Source organism: Mycobacterium sp. NGS19 (genome assembly GCF_059813155.1).
Genome location: NZ_JCALEB010000002.1, coordinates 761,418 through 784,184, shown reverse-complemented (window position 1 = coordinate 784,184; position 22,767 = coordinate 761,418). Strand labels below are relative to the sequence as shown.

Annotated in this window: 20 protein-coding genes; 9 read left to right on the top strand and 11 right to left on the bottom strand. The window is 65.8% G+C overall.

The genetic code is table 11. The features are described 5' to 3' along the window. Positions 1 to 18 precede the first annotated feature (18 nt). Entirely contained in the window at positions 19 to 1,161 is a 1,143-nt protein-coding gene (locus AC5Y4N_RS09145) for an LLM class flavin-dependent oxidoreductase (protein WP_499904536.1), read from the bottom strand. 96 nt (positions 1,162 to 1,257) lie between these two features. Here AC5Y4N_RS09145 and acuI point away from each other — a divergent pair, with 96 nt between their 5' ends. The 3 genes from acuI to AC5Y4N_RS09130 are packed head-to-tail and all read left to right on the top strand — an operon-like array spanning position 1,258 to position 5,085. After that, a complete protein-coding gene (acuI, locus tag AC5Y4N_RS09140) occupies positions 1,258 to 2,253 on the top strand; it encodes an acrylyl-CoA reductase (NADPH) (protein ID WP_499904538.1) in 996 nt (331 codons plus the stop codon). Positions 2,254 to 2,263: 10 nt separating this feature from the next. Then, positions 2,264 to 3,433 carry a MaoC family dehydratase gene (locus tag AC5Y4N_RS09135; protein ID WP_499904540.1) on the top strand — a complete coding sequence of 390 codons (1,170 nt, stop codon included), beginning with the start codon at positions 2,264 to 2,266 and terminating at the stop codon, positions 3,431 to 3,433. Beyond that, positions 3,433 to 5,085, top strand: coding sequence for a class I adenylate-forming enzyme family protein (locus AC5Y4N_RS09130; RefSeq protein WP_499904542.1), 1,653 nt, complete (start codon positions 3,433 to 3,435; stop codon positions 5,083 to 5,085). The genes AC5Y4N_RS09135 and AC5Y4N_RS09130 overlap by 1 nt, the downstream gene beginning before the upstream one ends. Here the strand turns inward: AC5Y4N_RS09130 and AC5Y4N_RS09125 are convergent. Then, on the bottom strand, positions 5,082 to 5,600 hold the full coding sequence (locus tag AC5Y4N_RS09125) for a TetR/AcrR family transcriptional regulator (RefSeq protein ID WP_499906258.1): 519 nt from the start codon (positions 5,598 to 5,600) through the stop codon (positions 5,082 to 5,084). The genes AC5Y4N_RS09130 and AC5Y4N_RS09125 overlap by 4 nt on opposite strands. Before the next feature lie 169 nt (positions 5,601 to 5,769). On the opposite strand from AC5Y4N_RS09125, the gene AC5Y4N_RS09120 reads away from it, so the two are divergent. The 4 genes from AC5Y4N_RS09120 to AC5Y4N_RS09105 all read left to right on the top strand — a co-directional run bounded on the left by AC5Y4N_RS09120 (position 5,770) and on the right by AC5Y4N_RS09105 (position 9,618). Then, a complete protein-coding gene (locus AC5Y4N_RS09120) occupies positions 5,770 to 6,606 on the top strand; it encodes a mycofactocin-coupled SDR family oxidoreductase (protein WP_499904544.1) in 837 nt (278 codons plus the stop codon). A 5-nt stretch (positions 6,607 to 6,611) separates the two neighbouring features. Continuing rightward, positions 6,612 to 7,814, top strand: a complete 1,203-nt coding sequence (locus AC5Y4N_RS09115) for a cytochrome P450 (protein WP_499904546.1) — start codon at positions 6,612 to 6,614, stop codon at positions 7,812 to 7,814. A gap of 67 nt (positions 7,815 to 7,881) precedes the next feature. Further along, positions 7,882 to 8,103 carry a hypothetical protein gene (locus AC5Y4N_RS09110; RefSeq protein ID WP_499904548.1) on the top strand — a complete coding sequence of 74 codons (222 nt, stop codon included), beginning with the start codon at positions 7,882 to 7,884 and terminating at the stop codon, positions 8,101 to 8,103. Between the two features lie 12 nt (positions 8,104 to 8,115). Then, positions 8,116 to 9,618, top strand: a complete 1,503-nt coding sequence (locus tag AC5Y4N_RS09105) for an amino acid permease (protein ID WP_499904550.1) — start codon at positions 8,116 to 8,118, stop codon at positions 9,616 to 9,618. Position 9,619: 1 nt separating this feature from the next. On the opposite strand, the gene AC5Y4N_RS09100 is transcribed toward AC5Y4N_RS09105, so the two are convergent. Both AC5Y4N_RS09100 and AC5Y4N_RS09095 read right to left on the bottom strand, forming a co-directional pair. Then, entirely contained in the window at positions 9,620 to 10,555 is a 936-nt protein-coding gene (locus tag AC5Y4N_RS09100; protein ID WP_499904553.1) for an LLM class flavin-dependent oxidoreductase, read from the bottom strand. A 6-nt stretch (positions 10,556 to 10,561) separates the two neighbouring features. Continuing rightward, a complete protein-coding gene (locus AC5Y4N_RS09095) occupies positions 10,562 to 11,422 on the bottom strand; it encodes an LLM class F420-dependent oxidoreductase (protein WP_499904555.1) in 861 nt (286 codons plus the stop codon). 28 nt (positions 11,423 to 11,450) lie between these two features. Here AC5Y4N_RS09095 and AC5Y4N_RS09090 point away from each other — a divergent pair, with 28 nt between their 5' ends. Further along, positions 11,451 to 12,239: an SDR family NAD(P)-dependent oxidoreductase gene (locus AC5Y4N_RS09090; RefSeq protein WP_499904557.1), complete on the top strand. Its 789-nt coding sequence runs from the start codon at positions 11,451 to 11,453 to the stop codon at positions 12,237 to 12,239. Positions 12,240 to 12,313: 74 nt separating this feature from the next. On the opposite strand, the gene AC5Y4N_RS09085 is transcribed toward AC5Y4N_RS09090, so the two are convergent. The 4 genes from AC5Y4N_RS09085 to AC5Y4N_RS09070 form a co-directional block, all read right to left on the bottom strand. Beyond that, positions 12,314 to 13,609, bottom strand: a complete 1,296-nt coding sequence (locus AC5Y4N_RS09085; protein WP_499904559.1) for an acyl-CoA dehydrogenase family protein — start codon at positions 13,607 to 13,609, stop codon at positions 12,314 to 12,316. Continuing rightward, complete coding sequence (locus AC5Y4N_RS09080) at positions 13,609 to 14,754, bottom strand: CaiB/BaiF CoA transferase family protein (protein ID WP_499904561.1); 1,146 nt, start codon at positions 14,752 to 14,754, stop codon at positions 13,609 to 13,611. Before AC5Y4N_RS09080 ends, AC5Y4N_RS09085 begins: the two co-directional genes overlap by 1 nt. Beyond that, complete coding sequence (locus tag AC5Y4N_RS09075; protein ID WP_499904563.1) at positions 14,751 to 15,527, bottom strand: enoyl-CoA hydratase/isomerase family protein; 777 nt, start codon at positions 15,525 to 15,527, stop codon at positions 14,751 to 14,753. Before AC5Y4N_RS09075 ends, AC5Y4N_RS09080 begins: the two co-directional genes overlap by 4 nt. Before the next feature lie 133 nt (positions 15,528 to 15,660). Then, complete coding sequence (locus AC5Y4N_RS09070) at positions 15,661 to 16,461, bottom strand: PaaI family thioesterase (protein ID WP_499904566.1); 801 nt, start codon at positions 16,459 to 16,461, stop codon at positions 15,661 to 15,663. 25 nt (positions 16,462 to 16,486) lie between these two features. On the opposite strand from AC5Y4N_RS09070, the gene AC5Y4N_RS09065 reads away from it, so the two are divergent. Next, a complete protein-coding gene (locus AC5Y4N_RS09065) occupies positions 16,487 to 17,197 on the top strand; it encodes a hypothetical protein (RefSeq protein WP_499904568.1) in 711 nt (236 codons plus the stop codon). 78 nt (positions 17,198 to 17,275) lie between these two features. Here the strand turns inward: AC5Y4N_RS09065 and AC5Y4N_RS09060 are convergent, their stop codons facing one another. From AC5Y4N_RS09060 to AC5Y4N_RS09050, 3 genes are all read right to left on the bottom strand, one after another. Beyond that, a complete protein-coding gene (locus tag AC5Y4N_RS09060; RefSeq protein ID WP_499904571.1) occupies positions 17,276 to 19,216 on the bottom strand; it encodes a potassium transporter Kup in 1,941 nt (646 codons plus the stop codon). 182 nt (positions 19,217 to 19,398) lie between these two features. Beyond that, positions 19,399 to 20,508 (bottom strand): epoxide hydrolase family protein, encoded by a 1,110-nt coding sequence (locus AC5Y4N_RS09055; protein WP_499904574.1) that lies wholly within the window; start codon positions 20,506 to 20,508, stop codon positions 19,399 to 19,401. Positions 20,509 to 20,584: 76 nt separating this feature from the next. Then, complete coding sequence (locus tag AC5Y4N_RS09050; protein WP_499904579.1) at positions 20,585 to 22,717, bottom strand: elongation factor G-like protein EF-G2; 2,133 nt, start codon at positions 22,715 to 22,717, stop codon at positions 20,585 to 20,587. Between the last annotated feature and the right edge of the window lie 50 nt (positions 22,718 to 22,767).

The window sequence follows — 22,767 nt, the reverse complement described above, 5'->3', positions numbered from 1 at the left end:
AGGCGTTCAAGGGCGCGCTCACGCCGGAACTCCGCACAGCTGCAACAGTTCGTCCTCGGCCGCCCGGACGTTGTGTGCCGACGCGGCCGCATAGTCCAGACCGGCCATCGCCCCGTAGTCGAGGATCTTGGGCACGCGCAATCCCGCGTCGACGTAGGTCTTGACGACGCGCGCGACCTGCTGCGGTGTGCCGTGCGGCACGACGGCCAAAATGGCCTCCGGATCGACGCGACCGAGGAAGTCGATGATCCGCTCCCGAGTAAGCACCCCGGGGTCGATGTCGAGAAAGCCGCGCCAATTCTCGCCCATCGGATGCTCGAACCCGAAGCGGCGCAGAACCTCTGCGGAGACCTGCAGCAGAAACGCCTTGACCAGCGGCGCCTCCAAGATTTGCGCCAGTTGGGCGTCGTCGCGTCCCATCAGGCAAACTTGGATGTAGCACGGTGTGATGGCCATCGGATCACGTCCGGACCGCTCAGCCGAATCCCGCACTGCGCCAAGCAGTTCCGCGTAGTGGTCCGGCGTCCAAGCACCGGCCGGCCACCACCCGTCGGCGTAGCGTCCGGCGATCTCGAGCATCCGCGGCCCACTGGCCCCGATCCAGATTTCCGGGAACTGCCCGCCGTAAGGCTCGGTGTCCAACCGCGCGTGGCGCAGCCGGTAGAACTGTCCGTCGAAGTCGACCGGGCCGTCGCTTTCCCACAGCAGCCGGATGACTTTCACCGCCTCCTCGAAGCGGCTGACCGGGCGGGCGAAGTCGAAGCCGTACGGGACGACGTTCTCGCTTTCGCCGCTGCCCAGTCCGAGGATGAACCGGCCCTTGGCCAGATGGTCGATGGTCAACGCAGTCTGCGCCAGCATGGCGGGGTGGCGACGCACGGTGTCGACCACGCTGGTCGCCAGCGGCGTGTGCTCGGTCAGCACGGCCACCGCCGCGGCGACAGCCATGCCGTCGAGGTGCCGGTGCGGCGACGGTGACGCGGTGGCCAGGTCGGTGAACTCGGGAGTCCAGATGGAGTCCGGCCAGAAGCTGACCATGTGATCCGGCAGCCATATCGAGTGGTAGCGCCCTGCGTCCAAGCTCGCGAGCTGCGAGAAGTCCACCGGAAGCGTGGTGCGGAAGAATGCCGCAGGCTGCACCGCGGCGCTGTCCGCGATCATATGGGCGACCAAGGCGACGGAAATATCATGCTCATCATCGAGAATGATATTCTCCGCGTCGAGACCCGGACCCATATTGCGGCAGGAGGCCCATTGATGTTCTCGGCGATTCTGATCGACAAGGGCGACTCCGGGCAGACGGTGGAGGTCACCGAGCTCGACGAGGCGCAACTTCCCGACGGCCCGTCAACCGGCTGGGTCAGCGTCGACGTCGAGTACTCCACGCTGAACTACAAGGACGGCTTGGCGATCACCGGCAAGTCGCCGGTGGTCCGCAAATTCCCGATGGTTCCGGGGATCGACCTCGCCGGCGTGGTCACCGACAGCTCGCATGCGGACTTCGCGAAGGGCGACCGGGTGGTGCTCAACGGCTGGGGGGTGGGCGAAACGCACTGGGGCGGGCTGGCTCAGCGCGCCCGCCTCAACGGCGACTGGCTGATTCCGCTGCCGTCGGAGTTCACGGCGCGGCAGGCGATGGCGATCGGCACCGCCGGCTACACGGCAAGCCTCTGCGTCGAGGCCCTGCTGGCCCACGGGGTAGCGCCGGACCAGGGTGAGGTGCTCGTGACAGGTGCTACCGGCGGAGTGGGCAGCGTCGCGGTCGCGTTGCTGAGCAAGGCCGGCTTCAAAGTGGCCGCGGCCACCGGAAAGAGTTCGGAGACAGAGTATTTGCAGCGGCTCGGTGCGACCACGGTGGTGGATCGTGCCGAGTTGGCCGAGGCCGGCAAGCCTCTGCAGAAGGAACGCTGGGCCGGCGTGGTCGACGCGGTCGGCAGCCACACACTCGCGAACGCATGCGCGCAGACCCGCTACGGCGGCGCGGTCGCGGCCTGTGGTCTCGCGCAGGGCATGGACTTCCCCGCCAGCGTGGCCCCGTTCATCCTGCGCGGCGTCTCGCTGCTTGGCATCGACAGCGTGATGGCGCCGCGCGGCCGGCGGCTCACCGCATGGGCGCGGCTGGCACGCGACCTGGACGTGGACGCGCTCGAATCGATTGCTCGGGAGATCGGGCTGCAAGAAGCGATTTCCGCGGCGGGGGACCTCATCGACGGCAAGGTCCGCGGTCGCATCGTCGTCGACGTCAACCGCTGAGGAGACGCAAATGGCCGAGCTCGATCTGTCCGACGTCGACCACCGGGTAGGCAAGCCCGTCGGTGGCGGGCAGTTGTGGGATCCCTGCAGTAGCAGCGACATTCGTCGGTGGGTGATGGCGATGGACTATCCCAACCCGCTGCACTGGGACCAAGAATTCGCGCGTGCGTCGAAGTTCGGCGGCATCGTCGCGCCGCAGTCGATCGCGGTCGCGCTGGACTACGGCCATGGCGCCGCACCGGCGTGCGTCGGCCATATTCCCAACAGCCATTTGATCTTCGGCGGCGAGGAGTGGTGGTTCTACGGCTGTCCGGTACGGCCAGGTGACCAGCTCTTCCAGCAGCGCCGCTTTCACGACTACAAGGTGGTGCAGACGAAGTTCGCCGGGCCGACCATGTTTTCTCGTGGCGACACCGTACACACCAATCAGCACGGCGTGCTGGTGGCTCGTGAGCGTTCGACGGCAATCCGGTATCTGTACGAAGAAGCCAAGAAGCGTGGCATGTTCGAAAGCCAGCTCGGCGAGGTCAAGCGGTGGACTCGTGACGAGCTCGTCGGCATCGAGAAGCTGCGCCGGGACTGGCTGGAATCCAACCGGGCGGGCGTCTCCCCGCATTTCGACGAGGTGAAGGTCGGAGACACGTTGCCGCGCCGCGTCATCGGGCCGCACAGCATCGCGAGCTTCACCACCGAATATCGTGCGTTCTTGTTCAACATCTGGGGCACGTTCTACTGGGTCACGCCCGAAGGTGTCGACGATCCGTGGGTGTACCAGGATCCCGGCTGGGGGGAAGAATTCCGCTTCGACGAAGAAGACGCCAAGATCGATCCGCGCAAGCGTGACGGACTCTACGTCGGACCTTCGCGAGGCCACATCGACGCCGACAAAGCCAGCGAGGTCGGAATGGCCCGCGCCTACGGCTACGGGGCGACCATGGGCGCCTGGTGCACCGACTACCTGGCCTACTGGGCCGGCCACGACGGCATGGTCCGCCATACCAAGGCAGACTTCCGCGGCCCCGCCTTCGAAGGCGACGTGACGTATTTCGACGCCGAGATCGTAGGCAAGGAGCCGGAATCCGTCTGGGGCATGCCACTGGTGAATGTACAGCTGCAGCTGACCAACCAGAATGGGGAGCGGCTGGTTGACTGCACCGCCGAGGTCGAGCTGCCGGTGTGATGACAGAGCCGCTGTCCATCGTCTCGGGACCTCCGCTGAGCAGCGAGCCGGGGCTCGGGGCGCTGACGTTGCCGGGCTTCCTCCGCGAGGTCACCGAAATGTACAGCGCCCGCGAGGCTTTGGTGTTCCGCGCATCCGGCGGTGTGACGCGTTGGAGCTACACCGATTTCTACGACCACGCCGTCGACGTAGCCCGCGCTCTGCGCGCGTCGGGCGTCGGCAAAGACACCCGCGTCGGCGTGCTGATGACCAACCGGCCGGAATGGCTGGCTGCGGTGTTCGGCATCGCGATGGCCGGCGGGGTGGCTGTCACTTTGAGCACGTTCTCCACAGCCGCTGAACTCGACTATCTGCTTGCTTCGTCGTGCATCTCGGTGCTGCTGTTCGAGCGCAACGTGCTCAAGAAGGACTTTGCGGAGATGCTGGCGGAGTTGGGCGCGACGTCGCTGCCCGCCCGCGCCTATCCGTTTCTGCGGCAGTTGGTGGTGGTCGGCGACGACGCGCCGGGCGTCGAGACCTGGGATGACTTCCTGGCGCGGGGGCGCGACGAACCTCGTGAGCTGGTGGAGGCGACGGCCGCGGCGGTCCGGCCCAGTGATGCTGCCGTGCTGTTCTTCTCGTCGGGGTCCACCAGCAGACCCAAGGGCATCCTCAGCGCGCATCGCGGTGTGTCGATCCAGCTGTGGCGGTTCCGGCGTATGTACGGGTTCGGGCCACAGGACTATGTGCGCTGCTGGTCGGCCAACGGATTTTTCTGGTCGGGCAACTTCGGGATGTCGGTCGGCTCCACGCTGGCCGCGGGCGGCTCGTTGGTTCTCCAGCCGACGTTCAACGCCGCCGAAGCGCTGGAGTTGATGCAGGCCGAGCGAGTGAACTTTCCGTTCGCGTGGCCGCATCAGTGGGCACAGTTGGAGAGCGCACCGAACTGGAACGACGTGGACCTCAGCAGCATGCGGTTCGTCGACTTCAAGACGCCCGTCGCACGCCATCCCACGGTGTCCACCAAGTGGTTCGAGCCCGGACACGCCTATGGCAACACCGAAACCTTCACGATCACAACATGTTTCCCTGCGAACACCCCGCCCGAGGTGCATGCCGAAAGCAGCGGCGAGGCGCTTCCCGGCGTGACACTGAAGATCGTCGACCCCCTCACCGGTGACATCGTGCCGCGCGGGCAACGCGGCGAAATCTGCGTCAAGGGTCCGACGCTGATGCTCGGCTACATCGGGACGCCTCTAGACGAAACCCTGGACGCTGCAGGGTTTTTCCGTACCGGCGACGCCGGGTATCTCGACGACGTGGGCCGACTCTACTGGGAGGGCAGGCTCACCGACATCATCAAGACCGGCGGTGCCAACGTCTCGCCGTTGGAGGTCGACGAGGCGCTGGCCGCCCATCCCAGTGTGAAGGTGGCCCGCACCGTGGGCGTACCGCACGATTCACTCGGCGAGGTCGTCGTCGCCTGCGTCGTGCCGCACGACGGGTCGGCGCCGGACGCCGACGAGATTCGCAGTTTTCTGAGAGAACGGCTGGCCAGCTACAAGGTTCCGCGGCACGTGCTGTTCTTCACAGACGACGAGATCGCCCTGACCGGCAACGCGAAGATCAAGACGGGAGATCTTCGGCAGCTGGCCGCCACGCGACTGGCCTAGCCGTCCGCCGCAGTGCTGAGCTCGTAGGTGTTCAGATAGCGCTCGACGAACGCAGTCGCCTCGGAGTGCCCGCGCGTGATGCCCAGGCCCTGCTCCATCCCCAGGATGCGGGAGAGGCTTGCGACGATCATCGACATCACCACCGGTGGAAACGCTTGCATGTCCACCCGGTGCGCCCGCAGCACCAGCGCCATCGCGGCCTCCTCCATGTCCCGGAAGCGCTCGGAGTACGCGATGATTTCGCTGCGAATTGCCTTGCGGTGGTTGGCAAGTGCCATGAACTCCATGAGCAGCTGGCTGCCCTGTGCGCTGTTCAGCTGCCACAGCGCGCGAAGCGGCTCACCGTCGGTGAGCGCTGCACGCAGACGTTCGAGGTTGGCTTCTGCACCCGCCCGGAAAACAGCCAGGAACAAGTCGTCCATGCTGGGGAAGTAGTAGTGCACCAGTGCCGGCTTGACGCCGGCTTTGGCAGCCACCCGCCGCGACGTCGCGGCGGCATAGCCGTCTTCGAGCATCAGTTGGGCAGTCGCCCTGATCAGCGCTCTGCGGGTACCTGAATCCCGCACGCCGGCTTTCGCAGATGTCATCTCGGCCTTTCCCTGCCCTTGACCGACCACTCTACGTGGTGCTACACATACCGCAAGGCAATTATTGGGCGATCGCCCAAAAATGAGAAGGGCTGCGATGGCGGGACGGGTCGAGGGAAAGGTCGCGCTGGTCACCGGCGCGGCGCGCGGTCAAGGCCGCAGCCACGCCGTGCGACTGGCGCAGGAGGGCGCGGACATCATCGCCGTCGACATCTGCCGGCCGTTCGACAAGTCGCCGGCACCGGGCGCCACGCCAGAAGACCTGGCGCACACCGCGGAACTGGTCAAGAACCTGGACCGGCGGATCGTCACGGCCGAGGTCGACGTGCGCGACTTCGAGGCGCTGAGAACCGCCGTCGACGCTGGTGTGTCGCAACTCGGCAGGCTCGACGTGATCGTCGCCAACGCCGGAATCGGCACCATCGGTTCGCGGCTCGACAAGATAAACGACGACGTCTGGCAGGAGATGATCGACGTCAACCTGAGCGGAGTGTGGAAGACCGTCAAGGCGGGCGTCGGCCACATCAAGGCCGGCGGTCGAGGCGGCTCGATCGTGCTCACGAGTTCGGTGGCGGGCCTCAAGGCGTATCCGCACACCGGGCACTACACGGCCGCGAAACACGGTGTCGTCGGGCTGATGCGGACGTTTGCCGTTGAGCTGGGCCAATATTCGATTCGGGTCAACTCCGTGCATCCCACCCATGTGAACACTCCGCTGCTGTTGAACGAGCAGACGTACCGGCTGTTCCGGCCGGATCTACCAAATCCCGGGCCCGATGATCTCGCCCCGGTGTGCGAGACGTTCCACATGTTGCCGATTCCCTGGGTGGAAGCCGAGGACATCAGCAACGCCGTGTTGTTTCTCGCCTCCGACGAATCGCGTTACGTCACCGGCGTCACGCTTCCTGTCGACGCCGGCAGCTGTCTGAAGTAGGGATCATGACCATCGCGAACTCCACCGCCGTCTATTACGACCCGTACGACATCGACATCGTCACCGACCCGTACCCCACCTACGCGCGGCTGCGTGACGAGGCGCCGATCTACTACAACGACCGCTACGACTTCTGGGCGCTGTCGCGCTTCGCCGACGTCGAGAAGGCCCTGTTGAACTGGGAGACGTTCTCCAACCAGCGCAGCGACATCCTGGAGCTGGTGAAGTCGGAGTTCGACATGCCCAAGGGCGTGATGATGTTCGAGGACCCGCCCGTCCACACGATGCTGCGCGGGCTGATGTCGCGGGTGTTCACGCCGCGACGGATGGCTGAGATCGAAGACCAGATCCGCCGGTACTGCGTGAATTGCCTTGATCCGCTGGTAGGTTCGGACAGCTTCGACATCATCGCCGAACTGGCCGCGATGATGCCGATGCGGGTCATCGGCATGCTGCTAGGCATTCCGGAGTCCGATCAGGTGGCGGTGCGCGATGCCAACGACGCCAACCTGCGCACCAAACCCGGTGCACCGATGAAGGTTTCCCAACCGGACCGGATCGCCGACGGGCGCATCTATGCCGACTATGTGGAATGGCGGTCCAAAAATCCCTCCGACGACCTGATGACGGCGCTGCTGAACGTGGAGTTCGAGGACGAACAGGGCGTCACCCGCAAGCTCACCCGAAAAGAGGTGCTGCACTACACCCAAGTGGTCGCAGGTGCCGGCAACGAGACCACCGGACGGCTGATCGGCTGGCTGGCGAAGGTGCTCGCCGAACACCCGGACCAGCGCCGTGAAGTGGTCGAGGACCGGTCGTTGTTGCAGCGTGCGGTCGACGAGACGCTGCGCTTCGAGCCTACCGGGCCGCATGTCGCGCGGTACATGGCAAAGGATTTCGAGTGCTACGGCACCACCGTGCCCGCGGGCAGCGCGATGCTGCTGCTGTTCGGCGCGGCCAATCGCGACCCACGCCGCTACGAAGACCCCGACCGGTTCGACATCCACCGCGACAACATCAGCCACCTTACGTTCGGCAAGGGACTGCATTACTGCCTCGGCGCGAACTTGGCCCGGCTGGAGGGGCGGGTGGCACTCGACGAACTACTGAATCGCTGGCCCGAGTGGGACATCGACTACGACACCATGAAATTGGCCCCGACGTCCACCGTTCGCGGCTGGGAACGACTGAGGTTGCTGCTGCCCTGACATTGCCGTCGGCACGCTCGCGGTGTTGACTGTCGGTACACCGTGGCGGGCGCGGAGGTGATGGTCGATGGCGCGGATCGATTTCCAGGCCAAGACACCGTTGATCGGGATGTCGATGGTGTTCCTCGCGATGTTCATTGTCGCGGTGACCGCTTATCTGCACGCCGGGTGGTACTCGATCATCGGCTACGCTGCTGCGGCCGGCATCGCGGTGTTCGGCTTCGTGTTCACATTTCGTGACATCCCGAATCCGCCTGTCGCCGGTCAGCAGCAGAACACCGACGAGTGAGGAACCAGGTCGATGGCCGCCACCCCCGCATCGCGCACGCCGTCGGATTACGACCGGTCCGCCTTCACCCACGAGGAGGCCGGCTACCACAAGGGTCTGAAACCGCGCCAGCTGCAGATGATCGCGATCGGTGGCGCGATCGGCACCGGGCTGTTCCTGGGTGCCGGTGGTCGGCTCGCAAACGCCGGCCCTGCATTGTTTTTGGTGTACGGGATCTGCGGCGTGTTCGTATTCCTGATCCTGCGTGCGCTGGGCGAGCTTGTGCTGCATCGGCCGTCATCGGGTTCGTTCGTATCCTATGCACGCGAATTCTTCGGTGAGAAGGCAGCTTTCGTCGCCGGCTGGATGTATTTCCTGAACTGGGCGATGACGTCGATCGTCGACTCGACCGCGATAGCCACGTATTTCCATTACTGGTCGGCCTTTTCAAGCGTTCCGCAGTGGCTCATAGCGTTGATCGCCCTGGCCGTCGTTCTGGGGATGAATCTGATTTCGGTGACGCTCTTCGGCGAGCTGGAATTCTGGGCGGCACTGGTCAAAGTGCTTGCGCTGCTGACGTTTCTGGTGGCAGGCACGATCTTTCTGGCCGGCCGTTACCACGTGCAGGGCCAGCCGACCGGGTTCAGCGTGATCGCGAACCACGGGGGCCTGTTCCCGACGGGACTGTTTCCTTTGGTGATCGTCACCTCGGGGGTGGTGTTCGCCTATGCCGCCGTGGAGTTGGTGGGCACGGCAGCCGGTGAGACCGCCAATCCCGCGAAGGTCATGCCCCGCGCGATCAACTCGGTGATCGCCCGTATCGCGCTCTTCTACGTCGGCTCGACCTTCCTGCTGGGCCTGCTGTTGCCGTACTCGGCTTACAAGCCCGGCGAAAGTCCCTTCGTCACATTCTTTTCCAAGATCGGCGTCAACGGTGCCGGCACCATCATGAACGTCGTTGTCCTGACGGCAGCGTTCTCGAGCCTGAACGCGGGTCTGTATTCGACCGGCAGGATCCTGCGTTCGATGGCGATGAACGGCAGCGCGCCGAAGTTCACGTCGCTGATGAACCGGCGCGGTGTTCCGTACGGCGGCATCTGCCTCACCGCCCTGATCGGGTTGTTCGGCGTGCTGCTCAACGGCGTGGTGCCCGAGATGGCGTTCGAGATCGTCCTGAACATGGCCGCGTTGGGCATCATCGCGTCATGGGGCACGATCGTGCTGTGTCAGCTGCAGCTGTACCGCTGGTCGAAACAAGGCATCCTGAATCGGCCCACTTTCCGGTTGTGGGGTGCACCCTGGACCAGCTACCTGACGATGGCGTTCTTGGTCGCGGTCCTCGTTCTGATGGCACTCGACCCGCCGATCGGCACGTGGACGGTGTCCACCCTGGCAGTCATCATTCCTGCGCTGATCGCAGGCTGGTATGCGGTTCGGGCCCGCGTGCTGGCCGTCGCCCGGGATCGCATGGGTTTCACCGGGGAGTTCCCCGTTGTCGCGAACCGTCCACTGCCGGACACCAAACGTAAGGACTGACCTAGTCGAGCTGCGGCAGAACCGTCGACGCGAACAACTCCAACGTGTCGTCGGCGGCGCGGTCGTGGGTGAACAGCACGATCTGGCGAAAGCCGAGTCCTTTCAACTCGCCAAGCCGTTCGACAACTGCCGGCGGGGTGCCGATCAGCCCACCTTTATGCAGCCCGAATGCTGGTACGCCGAAACGCCTTTCGGCGACCTCGCGCACCTTGGGCAACGACGCCTCGTCGGGAGCCAGCGCCATCACCGCCTCGATCGACAGCACGATCGAATCGAAGTCGCGCCCGATCTGCTCGCACAGTGATCGCAGCACCGACACCTTGTGTTCCAGCTCGCCGAGCGCGTACGTCGGCACATTCCAGATGTCGGCATAGCGTGCGACCAACGGCAGCGTGTACTTTTCACCCACACCGCCGACGATGATCGGCGGCCGCGGTTGCTGAACCGGACCCGGCTTGATCGGCATCGCCCGCACGGTGTAATGCGTTCCGGCGAAGTCGATCACGTTGTCGCTGAAGGCCTGCGTCAAGATTTCCAGCGTCTCGCCCAGCCGTTCCGAGCGCTCGCGAAAACTGCCCCACGGCAGACCTGTGCGGTGGTGTTCGTCCTCGATCGAACCGCTGCCGATGCCTAGATACAGCCGGCCCGCCGAAATCTGATCCAGCGTGGTGGCCATCTTGGCCAGAACAGCGGGATGGCGAAACTGATTGCACAGCACCATGTGTCCGACCCGCAGCCGCTCGGTGCGGCTCAGCAGCGCCGTCGCCACCGTCCAGGCCTCCATCGACGCCACGTCGGGCATGCCGGGTCCGTACAGGTGGTCGTACAGCCACAGCGAACCGATGCCCAGCTCTTCGCACCGCAGCGCGCGGTGCAGGATGTCGGCGTACGAGAAGCCCATCTGCGGCACGTAGATGCCGATGTCGAGATCAGACATGGCCGGTTATGTCAGCGCGGCGGCGAGTCGGCGCCACTGCTCACGCGGGAACGCGGTGGGGTCCGCGTCGAGCGCCTGGATGCAGACGTGGTCGGCGCCGGCGGACCGGTGTTCGTCGACCCGGCGGGCGACGGCGTCCTCGTCGCCCCACGCTATCACCGCGTCGAGCAGCCGGTCGCTCACCGAGGACAGGTCGTCGTCCGAAAAGCCGAGTCGCCGAAGGTTGTTCGCGTAGTTGGGCAACGCGAGGTAGGAGCGCAGCCAGTTCGCGCCGATTGAGCGTGCGGTGTCGCGGTCGTCGCCCAGGATCACCGTCTGCTCGGGATACAACACCGGGCCAGCACCCATCGTCTCGCGGGCGAACGCCGTGTGCTCCGGTGTCACCAGGTAGGGGTGTGCGCCCGCGGACCGCGTGGCCGCCAACTGCAGCATCTTCGGCCCAAGCGCGGCCAGCACGCGGTGCTCGGCAGGCACCGGCGGCGACGCGGCGTCCAACCCGTCGAGAAACGATCGGGTGGCCGCCAACGGCCGGCGGTACCGGCCGGGCTCTTTGGAGTCGATCAGCGGCGCGTGGCTGACCCCGATTCCCAGCAGAACCCGCTCTCCGTGCGCTGCGGTGAGCGAGGCGAAGGACTGCGCCGTCTCGTCAGGCGTGTGCATCCACAGGTTCAAGATTCCGGTGGCGATCACCGTGCGCCTTGTGCACTCCAGCAGGTGCGCCACCGAATCGAACACCGGTCCGCCGACGTCGGGAATCCACAACGCCGAATAACCGAGTTCCTCGAGTTCGGCAGCGGCCTCGCCCACTTGGGCCTTGTCGCCGTACCGCAGCTGCGAACTCCATATCCCAACACCGGACAGTTTCACGCCCTTGACGGTAACGTGCGTCTCTGCGATGAGTAATGCAAGGTGCGCCGGCAAGACCGCGCTGGTGACTGGCAGCAGCCGGGGTCTGGGTAAGGCGATCGCCAAGCGGCTGGCCCGCGAAGGGGCGACCGTCGCGCTTACCGCGCGGACGACGGAGCCCGACCCCAGATATCAGGGTTCGCTGAGGGACACGCTCGACGAGATCACCGCAGACGGCGGCGCGGCGATCGCAGTGCAGGCCGACCTGTCCAAGCCAGAGGAGCGGGACCGGCTGTTCACCGAGGTCGTCGAGCAGATCGGCGCGCCCGACATTCTGGTCAACAACGCCGCCGTCACCTTTTTGCGGCCGCTGGACACCTTCCCGGACCGACGGGTGCGGCTGATGTTCGAGATGCACGTGCTCGCGCCGCTGCACCTGACTCAGCTGGCCATCCCGGCGATGCGGGAACGCGGGCGCGGGTGGGTGCTCAACGTCACCTCGGTCGGCGGCGATTTGCCTGAGGGGCCCCCATTTTCCGAATTCGACCGCACAGCCGGCTTCGGGATCTACGGAACCGTGAAGGCGGCGTTGAACCGGCTCACGAAAAGCCTTGCCGCCGAACTGTACGACGACGGCATCGCCGTGAATGCCGCAGCACCGTCGAACCCGGTCGCCACCCCGGGCGCCGGCACCCTGGATCTGGCCAAGACGGACACCGAGGACATCGAGCTCATCACGCAGACTGCGCTGGAGCTGTGCACGGGCGATCCGAAGACGCTCACCGGCCGCATCGCGCACACACAGTCGTTCCTGACCGAAACCGGTTGGCTGCGTTAGCCTCCACCGCGCCGAGGACACACTTGTTGGCGTGAAAACCGTGCAATAGCGTCAACAACTGTGTTCTCGGCGGCTCAGTTGCGCGGTATGCCCGCCAGCTTGTCAGCGAACTTGGCCTCAGCCGCCTCGCGCAGCCGCAACAGGTGCTCGGACGGGAACACGTCCGGCGCCGGCGTGCGGTCTTTGAGCAGCAGACGAGCGAGCGTCACCTTGTGTACCTCGGTGGGCCCGTCGGCCAGTCCGAGCACGAACGACTCGACAAGGTACTGCACGAACGGCATCTCGTGCGTCACGCCCAGCGAGCCATGTAATTGCAATGCCCGCGCCGACACGTCGTGCAGCACCTTCTGCATCATCGCCTTGACCGCGGAGATGTCGGTACGAACGGCCTTGTAGTCGTTGTGCTGGTCGATCTTCCACGCTGTCTGCAAGGTCAGTAGCCGGAACGCCTCGATCTCCATCCACGAGTCCGCCACCATCTCCTGCACCAACTGCTTGTTGGCCAGCATCCCGCCCTGGGTGTACCGGGATACCGCTCGCTCGCAGATCATGTCGAAGATCCGCCGCACCAGCCCGACGGTACGCATCGCGTGATGAATCCGGCCGCCGCCCAAGCGGGTCTGGGCGACGACGAACGCTCCGCCGCGCGGACCCAGCATGTGGTCGGCCGGGACGCGCACGTTCTCGTAGCGCACATAGCCCTCCCGGCCGCCGCCTAGAGGCTGATAACCCAGGCCAACGTTGCGCAACACGTTGATCCCGGGTGTCTCCGCCGGCACGACGAACATCGAATACCGTTGGTAAGGCGGCGCATCGGGATCGGTCATCGCCATCACGATGATGAACGACGCGATCGACGCGAACGACGAGAACCACTTCTCTCCGTTGATCACCCAGTGGTCGCCGTCCTGGACGGCCGTGGTGGTGAACACCTTCGGGTCCGCGCCACCCTGCGGCTCGGTCATCGAGAAGCATGACACGATCCGGTTGTCCAGCAGCGGCTCGAGGTAACGCTGCTTGAGTTCCGGTGTGCCGTAGTGGGCCAGGATTTCGCTATTGCCGGAGTCAGGGGCTTGCGAGCCGAAAACGATTGGCGCGCACTCCGAGCGGCCCAGGATCTCGTTCAGCAACGCCAGCTTCACCTGGCCGTAGCCGGGTCCGCCGAGATGCGGGCCGAGATGGGTGGCCCACAAGCCGCGTTCTTTGACGATTTCCTGCAGCGGCGGAATCAGAGCTTGGCGCACCGGGTCGTTCAGGTCGTGAGACTCGTTGACGATCAAATCGATCGGCTCGCACTCCTCGCGGACGAAGTCGTCCACCCATTCCAACTGTGCGGCCCATTCGGAGTCGGTGGAGAAGTCCCACGCCACTAGTCGTCCTTCCTGCTCTGTCTGGCGACGCCGGCGTCGACCAGCTCGGCGATCGCGTGGTCGTCGAGGCCCAACCGACGCAGCACCTGGCAGGTGTGGTCGCCGGGCAGAGCCGACGGAGTAGGTTGTGCCGGAACGGTTTTGGAGAACCGGGGTGCGGGCGCCGGTTGGAGCACCCCGCCGACTTCGACGTACGATCCCCTGACCACGTTGTGCGGATGATGCGGCGCCTCGGTGATCGACAGCACCGGTGCTGCGCAGCAATCGGCCGAGTCCAGTTCGCGTTCCCACTCGGCGCGGGTCTTCTGTCGGAACCGGGCCGCGAATGTCTCGCGGTGAGCACTCCATGCCGACGGATCGTCGTAGTCGTGCGGGATGTCGAGGTCCATTCGCCGGCACAGGTCCGCGTAGAACTGTCGCTCGAGCGCTCCGACCGCCATGTGCTTGCCGTCGGCGGTCTCGTACACACCGTAGAAGTGCGCCGCGCCGTCGAGAAGGTTGTCGTACCGATGATCGCGCCACGTGCCCGCGGCCACCATCCCGTGATACGGAGCCATCAGCGCAGCGGCACCGTCGACCATCGCCACGTCGAGCACTTGACCCTCGCCCGATTCGCGGGCGTGCAGGATCGCGCTCAACAAGCCCACCGCCAAAAGCATTCCGCCGCCGCCGTAGTCGCCGACGAGGTTCAGCGGCGGAACCGGTGTGTCTTGGGTGCCGATTCCGTGCAGCGCGCCCGCCAGTGCGATGTAGTTGATGTCGTGGCCGGCGCGGTCGGCGTACGGACCGTCCTGGCCATAGCCGGTCATCCGCGCGTACACCAGCCGGCCGTTGACCTGGTGCAGCTCGGCGGGGCCGATACCCAGGCGCTCGGCCACCCCGGGACGAAACACGTCGACGAACGCGTCGGCGTCTTCGACCAACCGGTGCACGAGTTCGCGGCCACGCGGGTCCTTGACGTCGAGCGCCACCGAACGCTGGTTGCGGCGCACGGTGTAGTCGATGGGCAACCCGCCGTCGACCTGACGTGGCTGATCCACCCTGACCACGTCGGCGCCGAGGTCGCCGAGCAGCATGCCGCAGAACGGGCCCGGCCCCAAGCCGCCCATCATCACCACCCGCACGCCGCGCAGCGGCCCGCTCACGTGGACCACTTCCGGCGCAGCGCGGCGGCTTCGTCAGTCGCGTGGCTGAGCACCTGGTTGCGGTTCTCGAGCTCCAGGGCCGACGCCAGGCTGGCGGCGTCGGTGTTGACTTGGAGTGCCCGCTTGGTCAGCTGCACACCCAGCGGCGTGAGACCGGCGATGTCAGAAGCGATTTCGAGGGCGCTGTCCAGCAGGCGGTCCGCTTCCACGACCCGGCTGACCAGGCCGCGGCGATCAGCCTCCTCGGCCGACACCGTGCGCCCGGTCAGCATCCAGTCGGCGGCCACACTCGAGCCGACGATACGGGGCAGGAAGTAGCTCATCCCCATCTCCGCTCCCGACAGCCCCAGCAAAATAGCCGCGTTGCCGAATGTCGCTGTGGCAGAGCAGATCCTGATGTCAGCAGCCAGGCACAGCGCAAGGCCGGCGCCGACGCACGGCCCGTTGACCGCCGCGATCACCGGCTGGGGCAGGTCCCGAATCGCTTGGGGCAGCGCGGCCATCGACTCCTGGAAGCGCAGCCGCTCGATCGCCGGGTCGTTCGCTTCCGGAGCGCTGGCGCCGAATCCGCGCACATCCATGCCCGAGCAGAAGCCGCGGCCCGTGCCGGTGACCACGACGACGTTGACCGACGTGTCGGCGGAGAGGGCTTGCAACGCTTGCAGGAGTTCGGAGCGCATGGTCTGGTCGATCGCGTTCAGCCGCTCCGGACGGTTCAGCTGCAGCAAGGCGACGCCGGGCCGGACGAAGTCGACGTTGACTGTCGAAGGCACCTTCGGACTGTAAATCACTGGCCGATCGCCGCGGGGACGAGGAGGTAGAGCCAGCCCACCGGGGCCGGCGACTTGGGGGTCATCGCGACTTGTCGATGATCGTTTCGGCGAACCGTGCTGTGCCGGCCCAACTTCATCGGCGGTAGGCCGTGACGTTGGCGACGAGCGCGACGGCGCCGTCGTCGCATATTGCCTGTGCTGTCGCGACGCCGCTTCGCCGTCCCGCGTGCAAAACCTCTGCGGTGTAACGAGATTCGGCACCGCCGCGGAACGGGCGCAGGTAGTTCACCCGCAGCGACGCGGTGTCGAGCGGGCCGCCGGGGCGGCCGGCGCTGAGTGCAGCTGACGCGGCGAGTTCCAATCCGGCAGCGGCAATTCCGCCGTGCACGATGCCCATGCTGTTGTCGAGTGCCGCGTGGGGGTCTTGGTACAGCACCGGCGGATCGCACTGTCCGATGCGCAGCGCCATGATCTCTGCCAGCCCAGTCGGCGCCGGGTCCGCCGTCGTCTGTTTCGGCGCCTGCGGGAAGTGGCCGGGAAGCCGAATGTGAACCGACCGCACGGTGCCCACACCGATGATCGCGTCACGGTGGGTGACGTCGCAGATACCCAGCGACGTGCCGCCCTTCGGTCCTACTGGCCGTGCCGTGCCCACGACGGGGATGTCGGGCGCCTGTGCGATCGCCGCCAGCGCGTCCGGCGCGAGGTCCAGCGTCAGCTCGCTGGACACGGTCCACTCGTCCGGGCCGCGGCGATAGTGGTTGACCAGTCCTGCGACGAAGTCGACGAGCACGGCCAGCGGCGCGACGGTGGGCGCGCCGGTCACCGGGTTCTCGAGGCCGGCCATCGGGATCGCACCCACGAACGGGTCCGGGCTGTCGACGAGCGTCTCCATGCCGAACCTGCCCAGCGGGGTGTTCGGTGGGTGCAGCATCGCGGTCAAGGGTAATCATGGCGGCATGGCCGACGACGCGCTGGACGAGTTGTACTGGGTGACGCCGGGCAAGTTCACGGCCACCCGCAGCAGGCTCGCGGCCGCCGCGAAGGATCGCGGTGACACGCAGGCCGTCAAGCAGATCACCGCCGCCCGAAAACCCACGCAGGCCGCGTGGGTGGTCAACCGGCTTGCTTTGAGCCAGGGCAAGGCCACGCAGCGGCTGAGGGATCTGGGGGAACGGTTACGCCAGGCGCACTCCGCGTTGGAAGGCGACCGCATTCGCGAATTGTCCGCCGAACAACGCAAGCTCATCGACGAACTGTCGCGGACGGCATTTGACGCTGCGGAGATCGCGGACCCGTCGGCGGCGCTGCGCGAGGACGTGACGGCCACCTTGCAAGCCGCGGTTGCGGATCCCGACGTGGCCGCGCGGCTGGGTCGGCTGACCAGGCCCGAACAATGGTCGGGCTTCGGTGATGACGCGTTGGCGGCTTCGGTGGCCGCTTCGAAGCCGGACGTCGAACAAGCACCCGATCAGACGAAGATCAAGCGAGCCCGGGCAGCGGTGACGGCGGCCGAACAGGCGAAGGCCCAGGCCGATGACGCGGTCGCCGCGGCGCGTAGGCGCTACGACGAAGCCGAGCGGGACCTGCGCGCCGCTGAAGACGCCAGCCGCGACGCCGCAAAGCAGCTGAAGGATGCACAGGCGCAGCGCAAGCAGGCAGGCGGCTGATCGCCGAGCCGGTAGCCAGCGCGGGAAATCGCGAGAGCGGGCCACGCGGAATACCGTTTCGGCGCCCAGCGTGGGCGGCTACACCTCGATGCGTGAGCCCATCACCACGGTGCGGTCCAAGGGCAGGCCGAAGAACGCGGCGGCATCGGCAGTGATGTACGACGTGGCGATGAACAATTTCTTGCGCCATTTGGCCATCGTCGGCGCGTTGCCCGTGACCAGCTCCAGCTTCGACAGGAAGTACGACGCGTTCTCGACGGCGAGTTTCCCCTCGGTCTCGCTGGGGTCCAGCAGCCGTAAAGTCCTTGGCACATTGGGTCTTTCCATGTAACCGAACCGGGCGTTGACGTGGAGGATGCCGTCTTTGGCATAACCCAGATCGTCGATCTGAGCGCGCTCGTCGTCCGAGATACGTGGCACGGGCAGAGTGTCGAGCGACAAGATCACGACGTGCTCGTGCAGCACGCGGTTGTGTTCGACGTTGGCCCGCAACGCCAGCGGGGCGGTTTCACTGCCGCGGTTCAAGAACACGGCTGTGCCCGGAATGCGCACGAGTGGCGGCTGCCGGTGCGTGATCTCGTCGATGAAGCCGCGAAGCGGGCCTTCGGCTTGCGCACGTGCCCGCGTCACGATCTCGCGGCCGCGCTGCCAGGTGGTCATGACCGTGAACGCGGTGATGCCGATCAGCAGTGGCAGCCATGCGCCGTGCACCAGTTTGGTGAGGTTCGCGGCGAAGAACATCAGGTCCACGGCCAGCAGCGTGCCGCCGCCAATGAGCACCAGCCACAACGGAGTTCGCCATCGTGTGTAGGCGAGGTAGAAGAACAGCAGCGTCGTGATCGTGATCGTTCCGGTCACCGCCATTCCGAACGCGTAGGCCAGCGCACTGGAGCTGCGGAATGCGAACACCAGCGTGAGCACCGCGACCAACAGCATCCCGTTGATCCACGGCACATAGATCTGCCCGACCGTCGATTCCGAAGTATGGGCAATCCGCAGACGCGGCAGATAACCCAGTTGCGCGGCCTGCGACGCCACCGAATACGCCCCGGTGATCACTGCCTGCGATGCGATGACCGTCGCGGCAGTGGCCAACAGCACCATCGGAATCCGCGCCCATTCCGGGGTGAGAAGGAAAAACGGCGCACTGCGGTTTTTCTCGTCGCCGAGCAGCAACGCCCCCTGACCGAAATAGCTCAGTGTGCAGGCCGGCAACACCAGAAGCAGCCAGGCGCGGACGATCGCCGGCCGGCCGAAATGGCCCATGTCCGCGTAGAGCGCTTCGGCGCCGGTCACTGCGAGCACCACTGCCGCCAAGGCGAAAAACGCGATGTGGAAGTGACCGGCGATGAACGCCAGCGCATACGTCGGTGACAACGCCTTGAGGATCAGCGGGTGGTCGACGATGCTGCGTATCCCGCACGCGCCGATGGCCACGAACCAGACGATCATCACCGGTCCGAACAACCGGCCAACCGTACCCGTGCCCCGTCGCTGCACGGAGAACAACAGCACGATGATCACCGCGGTGACCGGCACCACCCAGTCCTCGAAGCCCGGCTCGACCACCTTGAGGCCTTCGACGGAGGACAGCACCGAGATGGCAGGGGTGATCATGCTGTCGCCGAAGAACAGTGCGGCGCCGAAGATTCCGAGGCTGGCCAGGATCATCGCCGTGTGACGACTCCTGCCGCTGGCCCACTTTCGCACCAGCGTGATCAGCGCCATGATGCCGCCCTCGCCGTGGTTGTCGGCGCGCATCACCAGCGTGACGTACGTCAGCGTGACGATGATCATCACTGACCAGAAGATCAACGACACGATGCCGTAGATGTTGTGCTCGGATATCGGTACCGGGTGCGGATCGCGTGGATTGAACACCGTCTGGATCGTGTAGATCGGGCTGGTGCCGATGTCGCCGAACACCACACCGAGGGCTCCGACCGTCAACCCCAGCCGCGCCGTCTGCGCACCGCTGGCCGCGCGCGGCTCGAAGTCGGTCGTGGATTCGGTGCGCACCGCAAACCGTCCTTTCGTCAGCTGAAAAGACTAGTGCGCCACGGCCGGCCGGCTAGTCAGATTCGCCTCGGCGCGCCCGGCATCCGGCATGTGCCGTCAGCTTCACCGAGCGTGAGCACAGCGCGAAAAACCGGGCGAAATTTCGCTCTGCACTCACGTTCGGTGTAACTCAGGGCAAACGCCTAGCGCACCGTCGCGAAGAACTTCCGGACGTCTTCGACGAACAAGTCCGGCTGCTCGAATGCGGCGAAGTGCCCGCCGCGCGGCATCGCGGTCCAGTGCGTGATGTTGTACTTGGGCTCACACCAGTGCCGCGGAGGGCGCACGACCTCCTTCGGGAAAGACGCTATGCCCGTGGGCATTTCGACGCGGCCCGAGCTGCCGAAGTAGTTGTAGCTTTCCCAGTACATCCGGGCCGATGATGCGGCCGACGCCGTCACCCAGTACGTCATCACGTTGTCGAGCAGCTCGTCTTTGGTCAGTGCGTTCTCCGGATGCCCGTCGCAGTCCGTCCACGCCCAGAACTTCTCGACGATCCAGGCCAGCTGCCCGACCGGGGAATCGACCAACCCGTAGCCGACTGTTTGCGGACGCGTCGACTGTTGCTTGGAGTAGCCCGAATCCCACTTGTCGTAGTAGCGCATGGCCTTCAGCGCTTGCTTCTCCTCTGGTGTCGGATCACTCAGATCGCCTGGCGGGAAAGCGATCGCGAAGTTGAGGTGGATCCCCACGCAGTGGTTGGTCGCGCCGTTGCGGCCGATCGCCGTCGTCACCGCGGCGCCCCAGTCGCCGCCTTGCGCGCCGTAGCGGTCGTAGCCCAGCCGGGTCATCAACGTCTCCCACGCGTCGGCGGTCTTGTCGACGCCCCATCCGGTGGTGGTCGGCTTTCCTGAGAACCCGTAGCCGGGCAGCGACGGGCAGACCACGTGGAATCCGGCGTCGTTGAGCGGCTCGATCACCTTCTGGAACTCCACAATCGAGCCGGGCCAGCCGTGGGTGATGATCAGCGGGAACGCGTCGTCGTTGCGGGAGCGCTGATGGATGAAGTGGATGGTCAGCCCGTCGATCAAGGTGGTGAACTGGCCGAACCGGTTCAGTGCCGCTTCGCGGGAGCGCCAGTCGTACCCGTCGGCCCAGTACTCGGCGAGTTCCCGGGTGTAGGCCAGCGGGATGCCCTGGCTCCAATCGTCGACGGTTTCGCGCTCCGGCCACCGGGTGTGGGCGAGCCGGCGTCGCAAGTCGTCGAGGACGTCGTCGGGCACTGCGATGCGAAACGGGCTAACAGCGGTCACAGCTCGACCTCCCTACCGTGATTTCGGTGCGCAAACCGGCGCTCAGCGCAGGGAAACGCACCGAAATCGCACACTCTCAGGCGCTGGCTTTGACTTTCGCGGCCGCCGACTCCGGCATCGGCTCGTAACGGGTGAACGTGCGGGTGAACGAGCCTGCACCGTGAGACAGCGAACGCAGGTCGATCGCATACCGGGTCAGCTCCACTTCGGGCACCTCGGCCTTGATCATCGTGCGGTTGTCGCCGACGTTGTCCGTGCCGAGCAAGCGGCCGCGTCGGCCGGACAGGTCGCTCATCACCGCGCCCACCAGATCGTCGGGCACCACCACCGACACCGTGTCCACCGGTTCGAGCAGGTTGATCTTCGCCGCGGCGGCCGCCTCCCGCAGCGCCAGCGCACCGGCCATCTGGAAGGCCATGTCGCTCGAGTCGACGCTGTGCGCCTTTCCATCGAGCAGCGTCACCCGGATGTCGACAACGGGATAGCCTGCGGCAACGCCCTTTTCCATCTGTGCGCGTACGCCCTTTTCGACACTGGGAATGAACTGGCGCGGAATCGCGCCGCCCACGACCTTGTCGACGAACTCGAATCCCGATCCCTCCGGCAGCGGCTCCACCTCGATGTCACAGACCCCGTACTGGCCGTGTCCGCCGGACTGCTTGACATGGCGGCCGTGGCCTTTTGCCTTGCTGCCGAACGTTTCTCGCAGCGGCACCCGCAGTTCGACGGTGTCGACGGTGACCCCGAAGCGGTTGGCGAGCGCGTCGAGGACCACACCGGCGTGCGCTTCGCCCATGCACCACAACACAATCTGGTGTGTTTCCTGGTTCTGCTCGATACGCAAAGTCGGGTCCTCGGCGGCCAACCGCTGCAGACCCACCGACAGCTTGTCTTCGTCGGTCTTCGCGTGCGCCTGCACCGCCACCGGCAGCAGCGGCTCGGGCATCGACCACGGCTTGAGTACAAGCGGTTCGCCCTTGTCCGACAACGTGTCTCCGGTCTCTGCCCGGGTGAGTCGGCCGATCGCGCAGATGTCGCCGGCGATGACGGCCGGGGCCGGCCGCATCTGCTTGCCCAGCGGAAACGACAGCGGCCCGATGCGTTCGTCTTCGTCGTGGTCGGCGTGGCTGCTGTGCTCGTAGAACTGACTGAAGTGACCCGAGACATGCACCGTCGCATCGGGTCGGATGGTGCCGGAGAACACGCGCACCAGGCTCACCCGCCCGACGTACGGGTCGGAGGTCGTCTTGACCACCTCGGCCAGCAACGGGCCGGCCGGGTCGCAGGTGAGGTGCGTGCGTGCGGCACCCTGAGGCGTGAACACCTCCGGCAGCGGATGCTCTAGCGGTGACGGGAAGCCGCTGGTCGCCACCTCCAGCAACTCGAGCGTTCCGACGCCGGTACTGCTGCAGACCGGAATGACCGGAAAGAACGACCCACGCGCGACCGCCTTCTCCAGGTCCTCGATCAGCACCGCCTGGTCGATGTCCTCACCACCGAGGTAGCGGTCCATCAACGACTCGTCCTCGGACTCCTCGATGATGCCTTCGATCAGCGAGCCGCGGGCATCTTCGATCCGGTCGGTATACGACGAATCAGGTTCTCGCACTTCATGTTTGCCGTCCTCGTACAAAAACCAGCGCTGAGTCAGCAGCCCGAGCAAGCCGTTGTCCACCGGAAGGTACAGCGGCAACACCTTGTCGCCGAACACGTCCCGGGTGGCGGCCAGCGCGTTCTCGTAATTGGCACGCGGGTGGTCGAGCTTTGTCACCACCACTGCCCGCGGCATGCCCACCTGGTCGCATTCCTGCCACAGCATCTTGGTGGGCTCGTCGACGCCCTCGTTGGCGGCTATCACGAACAGCGCGCAGTCGGCGGCTCGCAGGCCGGCGCGCAACTCGCCCACGAAGTCGGCGTAGCCGGGGGTGTCGATCAGGTTCACCTTGACGCCATCGTGCATCAGCGGCGCGACCGCCAGCCCCACCGAACGTTGCTGGCGGATCTCGGCGTCGTCGAAGTCGCACACTGTGGTGCCGTCGACCACCGACCCGGCTCGCTGAAGCACCCCCGCGGCTACCAGCAGCGCCTCGACGAGTGTGGTTTTACCGGCCCCCGACGGCCCCACCAGGACCACATTGCGGATGGCCGCCGGGCTGTCCACGACCGGCGCGGCACCACCCCCTTTGGCTGTGCTGCTCTTGTCTGCCACGGCATTCCCTCCGAGCGCTTCGTTGCCACCGGATGTGTGGTCCACAATTC

Coding starts and splice junctions, on each gene's coding strand:
- AC5Y4N_RS09145 (WP_499904536.1), bottom strand. CDS start 1,161: ATGATCGCGGACAGCGCCGCGGTGCAGCCTGCGGCATTCTTCCGCACC.
- AC5Y4N_RS09105 (WP_499904550.1), top strand. CDS start 8,116: ATGGCCGCCACCCCCGCATCGCGCACGCCGTCGGATTACGACCGGTCC.
- AC5Y4N_RS09070 (WP_499904566.1), bottom strand. CDS start 16,461: ATGCTGCACCCACCGAACACCCCGCTGGGCAGGTTCGGCATGGAGACG.
- AC5Y4N_RS09125 (WP_499906258.1), bottom strand. CDS start 5,600: ATGCTCGAAGACGGCTATGCCGCCGCGACGTCGCGGCGGGTGGCTGCC.
- AC5Y4N_RS09110 (WP_499904548.1), top strand. CDS start 7,882: ATGGCGCGGATCGATTTCCAGGCCAAGACACCGTTGATCGGGATGTCG.
- AC5Y4N_RS09065 (WP_499904568.1), top strand. CDS start 16,487: ATGGCCGACGACGCGCTGGACGAGTTGTACTGGGTGACGCCGGGCAAG.
- AC5Y4N_RS09115 (WP_499904546.1), top strand. CDS start 6,612: ATGACCATCGCGAACTCCACCGCCGTCTATTACGACCCGTACGACATC.
- AC5Y4N_RS09100 (WP_499904553.1), bottom strand. CDS start 10,555: ATGTCTGATCTCGACATCGGCATCTACGTGCCGCAGATGGGCTTCTCG.
- AC5Y4N_RS09135 (WP_499904540.1), top strand. CDS start 2,264: ATGGCCGAGCTCGATCTGTCCGACGTCGACCACCGGGTAGGCAAGCCC.
- AC5Y4N_RS09120 (WP_499904544.1), top strand. CDS start 5,770: ATGGCGGGACGGGTCGAGGGAAAGGTCGCGCTGGTCACCGGCGCGGCG.
- AC5Y4N_RS09130 (WP_499904542.1), top strand. CDS start 3,433: ATGACAGAGCCGCTGTCCATCGTCTCGGGACCTCCGCTGAGCAGCGAG.
- AC5Y4N_RS09090 (WP_499904557.1), top strand. CDS start 11,451: ATGAGTAATGCAAGGTGCGCCGGCAAGACCGCGCTGGTGACTGGCAGC.
- acuI (WP_499904538.1), top strand. CDS start 1,258: ATGTTCTCGGCGATTCTGATCGACAAGGGCGACTCCGGGCAGACGGTG.